The sequence below is a fragment of the Ahniella affigens genome (assembly GCF_003015185.1).
GTDB lineage: Bacteria > Pseudomonadota > Gammaproteobacteria > Xanthomonadales > Ahniellaceae > Ahniella > Ahniella affigens.
In genome coordinates, this window is sequence record NZ_CP027860.1 from 4,794,001 (window position 1) to 4,800,000 (window position 6,000).

At 59.8% G+C, this 6,000-nt stretch carries 5 protein-coding genes and 2 rRNA genes (1 of these 7 only partly in view); 2 read left to right on the plus strand and 5 right to left on the minus strand.

Annotated elements, in window-relative coordinates; translation table 11 throughout:
- Window positions 1–92: 92 nt before the first annotated feature.
- Window positions 93–608 (minus strand): response regulator, encoded by a 516-nt coding sequence (locus C7S18_RS18475; RefSeq protein WP_240623929.1) that lies wholly within the window; start codon window positions 606–608, stop codon window positions 93–95.
- Between the two features lie 53 nt (window positions 609–661).
- Entirely contained in the window at window positions 662–1,777 is a 1,116-nt protein-coding gene (locus C7S18_RS18480) for a dienelactone hydrolase family protein (protein ID WP_106892957.1), read from the minus strand.
- 155 nt (window positions 1,778–1,932) lie between these two features.
- Here C7S18_RS18480 and rimO point away from each other — a divergent pair, with 155 nt between their 5' ends.
- Both rimO and C7S18_RS18490 read left to right on the plus strand, forming a co-directional pair.
- Window positions 1,933–3,261: a 30S ribosomal protein S12 methylthiotransferase RimO gene (gene rimO / locus C7S18_RS18485; protein ID WP_106892958.1), complete on the plus strand. Its 1,329-nt coding sequence runs from the start codon at window positions 1,933–1,935 to the stop codon at window positions 3,259–3,261.
- Between the two features lie 24 nt (window positions 3,262–3,285).
- Window positions 3,286–4,146: a DUF3025 domain-containing protein gene (locus C7S18_RS18490; RefSeq protein WP_106892959.1), complete on the plus strand. Its 861-nt coding sequence runs from the start codon at window positions 3,286–3,288 to the stop codon at window positions 4,144–4,146.
- 31 nt (window positions 4,147–4,177) lie between these two features.
- Here C7S18_RS18490 and C7S18_RS18495 read toward each other — a convergent pair whose 3' ends face one another.
- The 3 genes from C7S18_RS18495 to C7S18_RS18505 form a co-directional block, all read right to left on the minus strand.
- On the minus strand, window positions 4,178–4,945 hold the full coding sequence (locus C7S18_RS18495) for a substrate-binding periplasmic protein (protein WP_106892960.1): 768 nt from the start codon (window positions 4,943–4,945) through the stop codon (window positions 4,178–4,180).
- A 209-nt stretch (window positions 4,946–5,154) separates the two neighbouring features.
- A 5S ribosomal RNA gene (gene rrf / locus C7S18_RS18500) occupies window positions 5,155–5,269 on the minus strand.
- A gap of 158 nt (window positions 5,270–5,427) precedes the next feature.
- Window positions 5,428–6,000 (minus strand): 23S ribosomal RNA (locus C7S18_RS18505) (it continues 2,298 nt past the right edge of the window).

Below are 6,000 nucleotides of genomic sequence, written 5' to 3' on the forward strand. Positions count from 1 at the left end.
GGATTCGCTCAGAACTTAGCGGAAACCCGCGTGCCGATGAACCGGGTTTGCGCCCGAAGTGTGCAAACGCCCGTGAACCGCCCGGTGTCGACTCAGCCGATCGGACCAGTTGGTTCGTCCGGAGCCGGCGGCTGCGCGGTGCGGCGGGGAATCAGGTTGACGTCCAATCGTCGTTCAATGCGCGCAAACAATTCTGCACGCGAGAACGGCTTCTTCATGAAGTCGTCGGCACCGATGCGCTGCGCGTAAAACTGCTCCGTCGCCTGTTCGTTGCCGCTCATCATGATGATGGGCGTCTCTTTGGTGACGATATCCCGGCGCAGGAGGCGAAGCGCTGCGAAGCCATTCATGCCGGGCAGAATGATGTCCAGAAAAATGAGATGCGGCGCCGTTTGGCGCGCCAGCTCAAGGCCTTTCTCGGCGTCGAGCGCCTCGATGACTTCGTAGCCGTTCTGGAGCAAGAGTCGCTTCAGCACCGCCTGGATGGTGGTGGAGTCGTCAATAATGAGCACACGCGTGCCTTGCGGCGCATTGACCCGCGGTTTTTCCCGCCGATCTTGTGCCGAAGTGGACTCTTTTTTGAACAAGCCTTTGATGAATCCGAACACGGTCCCGACCTACCTGAGTTGCTGCGCCGCCCATCCGGCGTGAAGCTAGGCTATCACTCCGGCCGGGCTGCCGTCAGCGCCTCGCGCAAAGTCTTCTCGGCAACATGGAGTGCGCCCGGCGCGTAGGGCTGGGCCGTGCCAATGCCAAATACCGGTTTCGGCCAGGCGGCATCCTGCTCAAACCGCGCCAGAACATGCACATGCAGCTGCGGTACAACGTTCCCCAGCGCGGCGACATTGAGCTTGTCAGGCTCATACAAGGCGGTCAGGACCGCTTGGGCGGCACGGATTTCGCGCATCAATTGCCCGGATTCCGATTCGGTCAGCTCCAAAACCTCGCGCAGCCCCTGCACGCGCGGCACCAGAATCAGCCAAGGGAACCGGGCATCATTCATCAACAACACCCGGCACAGTGGCCAGTCCAGCAAGACCATGGCATCGGCGGCGAGTCGCGGGTCAAGCTCAAACAGGTCGGGTTCCGGCGCTGGGCCCGCTTGCATCAGGGGTTCGGGCAGGTGCTCCTTGAAGAATCGGAACGTGCGGCGCCATGCCAATGCGGCGCTCTCGGCATGAAAGTCGGCGCGTTCATTGCAATTGAACCCATGGCCCGCGTCGTAGAAATGGACTGGGACGGTCGGCTGCTTTTCGGCTAGCTCGGCGTAGAAGTCCTGAGGAATCAGCGGGTCCTTGCGGCCAAAATGCATGAGCAGGGGCGCCTTGGTCGGTTCGTGCAAGAACGGACGGCTGCGGGCGCCGTAGTAGGACACGGCGGTCAGCCCCAAGCGCGTATTGGCCAGGAAGCAGAGCGTGCCGCCCCAGCAGTATCCGACGACGCCGACGCGGTCGCACCCACCGAGGTATGCGGCAGCGGCGGCAACGTCCCGTAGTGCCGCATCGAATCCCAGGGCAGCTACCTTTTCGCGACCGACCGCGATACCGGTATCGGTGTAGTCGAGGTCAAGGTTGCCGCCGACACGATCGAACAGTGCTGGCGCCAGCGCGACAAAGCCATGATCGGCAAACTGTTCGGCTACCCAGCGAATGTGATGGTTCACACCGAACACTTCCTGCAACACGATCACGGCGCCCAACGGCGTTCCGGCTGGGCGGGCTAGGAACGCGCTGAAGGTGTGGCCATCGTCGGCGGTGAGGGTGATCCATTCAGACATGTTGGAGGCTCGGCGGGTCGGACCACGCAAGGATACTGGTCCGAGCGCCCCGCGCGGGCAGCTTGGCGCGCGTCTGAATCACGGGTGCAGCTTGGAGTCATCCGACACTGGGCCAGGCCGCTATACTGCGCGGCCGTTTGCGCCGGACCGTAGCCATGAGCCAGAAAGATCCCAAAATCGGTTTTGTCAGCCTGGGCTGTCCCAAGGCGCTGGTCGACTCCGAGCGAATTCTGACCCAGCTCCGGGTCGAGGGCTATTCGGTGGTTCCAACTTATGACGACGCCGATTTGGTGGTCGTCAACACCTGCGGCTTTATCGACGCTGCTGTTGAGGAATCGCTCGATGCCATTGGCGAGGCCATGGCCGAGAACGGCAAAGTAGTGGTGACCGGTTGTCTGGGCGCGCGCCGGCAATTGATCGAAGAGCGGTTTCCCGGCGTACTGTCGATTTCGGGGCCACAGGACTACGCGACGGTCATGAGCGCGGTGCATCAGCAACTCCCGCCGAAGCACGACCCGTTTCTGGATCTGGTGCCGCCGCAGGGAATCAAACTGACGCCGAAGCACTTCGCGTATTTGAAGATCTCCGAGGGCTGCAACCACCGGTGTACGTTTTGCATCATTCCGTCGATGCGTGGCGATCTCGTGTCGCGTCCGGTTGATGAGGTCCTAGTCGAGGCCGAACGGCTGGCGAAAGGCGGCGTCAAGGAACTCCTGGTGATTTCTCAGGACACCAGTGCCTATGGCGTTGACCGCAAATACGAGGCACGCAGTTGGCGTGGGCGCGAGTATCGGACGCGGATGACCGAGCTATGCGAGGGCTTGTCGGAGCTCGGCGTGTGGACACGGTTGCACTACGTTTACCCCTACCCGCATGTCGACGAGATCATTCCGCTGATGGCGGCGCGCAAGATTCTGCCGTACTTGGACGTGCCGCTGCAGCACTCGAGTCCGCGGATTCTGAAGCTAATGAAGCGCCCGGCGAGTGGCGAGAAGAATCTCGAGCGTATTCTGGCCTGGCGCAAAGAATGCCCGGACCTGACGTTGCGCAGCACCTTTATCGTCGGTTTTCCGGGTGAGACTGACGCTGAGTTTGAGGAGTTGCTGCAGTTCCTCGATGCCGCCGAATTGGATCGGGTTGGTGCGTTCGCCTACTCACCGGTGGCAGGCGCTAAAGCGAATGAACTGCCAGGGGTGGTGCCGGAAGCGGTCAAGGAAGAGCGACTCGCGCGCTTCATGAAGCATCAGGCGAAGATCAGCAAGCGTCGACTCAAGAAGAAGATCGGCAGCGTGCAGCAAGTTCTGCTAGACGAGATCGGCAATGGGGTCGCGGTCGGTCGGTCATCCGCAGATGCACCCGAGATCGATGGCCGTGTCTATGTCGCAATCGGCAAGCAGAAGCTGAAGGCCGGTGATGTGGTGTCCGTGAAGGTTGTGAAGAGTGATGCTCACGATCTGCATGGCGAATTGGTAAGCGGGTCATAGGTCCGCGAACTGACGGTCGGACCCATGCGTTATTTGGCCCCAGCCCGTGCTGACGTCCTGGATAGTGTGTTCGCACATCCAGGCTTTCAGGCGCTGTCGCCGCATCGCAGCTTGTTTGCTGGACCCGTTTGGCCAACGATCGAACAGATCGACCTGCAGTTGGGGACAATCCGACATGGGCAATCGGGCAGGACGCTGCAATTCGTCTTGCAGAACGAAGAATTGCTTGCCGATGGCCTGCACTACGAACAGCGCATTTTCGGAAAGGGCCAGATCGCGACGCGTCCCGGGAGCTGGCACGACCTGTTCAACGCGTTGATCTGGCGCGAATACACGGGCCTGAAGTCAGCGTTGAATGAGCGCTACGTTGCGGACTTTCCGGCGGGGGTGGATCGCGAGCGCTCGCGGGCCCAGATGGCGATTACGCATTTTGATGAAGCGGGTGTCGTCGTCCATCTTTCGGATCCCGCTCGTCTCTCGGCATGGGATCGGCATGACTGGCCAGCTTTCTTTCGACCAGCGCCGGAAACCGGGCGATGGGACGTCTCAGTCACCGTGTTCGGACACGCATTGTTGGAGCATCTGCTGGCGCCGCACCAATTATTGGTTGGGAAGGCGCTCGTGGTGTTTGGTGGTACGCCGGAACAGGCGCTGCCACTTGCCGCATCCGCCATCAGCAGCAGTTTGGTGCTGAACGATCCGCAGGAACTTCGGCCGCTGCCGCTTTCCGGAATACCGGGTTGGCATGCGGGCCAGACTGCGGCATTTTACGAGACAGCTGCCTGTTTTCGGCCGTTACGCGACGGTCGGTCGTATCCGCTGCCGTTGGACGGTTGCAGGTTCGCCGATTCGTTTGCTAGCGCGAAGCCACAACCCGGCGCGTGAGCCGAATTGCGTTGGCGTCGATTGCTGAACGCTACGGTTGCCAGTCTGCGATCCCGTATTTTTCCAGGATTTCCGCGAGTTGGCCGTTCGTACGGAGCTCAGTGGTCCCCTTGTCGAACATCTCGGCAAATTGCTTGCCCCGGGGATTCGCCGGTGTGCAGGCGACATAGAGTTCTTCGGGCTCGCCAAGTGCGCCAAGCTGCTTCAGGCGACCAGCCATGCTCATCCGTTTGAACGTACTCGCAGCGACGTTGACGTCTTCGATCACCACGTCCGCTTTGCCGGCAACCAGACGAGACACGGCATTCACCAGGGCGCGGCCGGTACTCTGCACGACCACGACTTTGCTCGGGTCGTCCTTGTTCGCTTCGATATAGGCATCGAGCTCTTCCGAGTAGGAGTATCCGGAAATGACTGCCAATCGAATCTGGCTCAGCGATTCGATCCCAGTGTACGTCCAGGTCACCTCTTCCAGGCCAAAGAATCCGTTGACGTTGGAGCCCCAGGAGGCAGTGGGGAATTCGAACCCTTCGGCATCGCTCTTCAGCGCACCGACGACACAGTCAATGTCGCCTTTGCGCGATGCCGCGACGGCATCGTCCCACGGCATGGTGGCGTACTCGATTCGATGGCCATTCAGAGCGGCAATCTGGTCGGCCATCTCAATCATGTAGCCAGGCGGGCGCTTGTTGGCTGGGCCGTTGTAAGGCAGCCATTCGTCGGCGCGAATGGTGATGGTGTCTGCAGCACTGACTGTGCAGATCGTGGACAACAGCAAACCTACTACGCTCGAACGCATACTGCCTCCCAAATGCGACGGACCGACCCCGGCGGTTCGATCGTAGCGAGAAGTTGTGAAAAGCGGTATGTCGACCGTCGCGCTGCGGCAATGAGGCCAAAATCGGCGGCGTATCTGAGCCAGGCTCGATTGCCACGTCCAGATTCGACCAATTCGGCGCAAAGTGAAACGCCCTGCCGACAGAGTCGACAGGGCGTTTCGTTGTAGGACCTTGGCAGTGACCTACTCTTGCATGGCTTAAGCCACACTACCATCGGCGCGGGTGCGTTTCACTTCTGTGTTCGGGATGGGAACAGGTGGGACCACACCGCTATGGCCGCCAAGGATTCGATTGGAGACGCGCTGTTGGAGCGCGTGCTCGCATGGGGTGATGGGACGTAACGAGTTTGCTTATTCGGATTTACCGGTAAGCAGTTTGGGAATGCTTTGGATGCTTCGTTGAGGAAGCGTTCCATATAGGAACTGAAGCGTCTTGAGGTTATAGGATCAAGCCACACGGATCATTAGTACTGGTTAGCTGAACCTTACGGTTGTACACACCCAGCCTATCAACGACCTAGTCTAGATCGTTCCTTTAGGGGACTTAAGTCCCGGGAGGTCTCATCTTGAGGCGAGTTTCCCGCTTAGATGCTTTCAGCGGTTATCTCTTCCGTATATAGCTACCCGGCAGTGCCACTGGCGTGACAACCGGAACACCAGAGATACGTCCACTCCGGTCCTCTCGTACTAGGAGCAGCCCCTCTCAAACCTCCAACGCCCACGACAGATAGGGACCGAACTGTCTCACGACGTTCTGAACCCAGCTCGCGTACCGCTTTAAATGGCGAACAGCCATACCCTTGGGACCGACTACAGCCCCAGGATGCGATGAGCCGACATCGAGGTGCCAAACACCGCCGTCGATATGAACTCTTGGGCGGTATCAGCCTGTTATCCCCGGAGTACCTTTTATCCGTTGAGCGATGGCCCTTCCATACAGAACCACCGGATCACTAAGACCTACTTTCGTACCTGCTTGATCCGTCGATCTCGCAGTCAAGCGCGCTTATGCCTTT

Excerpts from the sequence above, each read along its gene's own strand:
- C7S18_RS18480 (WP_106892957.1), bottom strand. The coding sequence starts at position 1,777 with ATGTCTGAATGGATCACCCTCACCGCCGACGATGGCCACACCTTCAGC.
- C7S18_RS18490 (WP_106892959.1), top strand. The coding sequence starts at position 3,286 with ATGCGTTATTTGGCCCCAGCCCGTGCTGACGTCCTGGATAGTGTGTTC.
- rimO (WP_106892958.1), top strand. The coding sequence starts at position 1,933 with ATGAGCCAGAAAGATCCCAAAATCGGTTTTGTCAGCCTGGGCTGTCCC.
- C7S18_RS18495 (WP_106892960.1), bottom strand. The coding sequence starts at position 4,945 with ATGCGTTCGAGCGTAGTAGGTTTGCTGTTGTCCACGATCTGCACAGTC.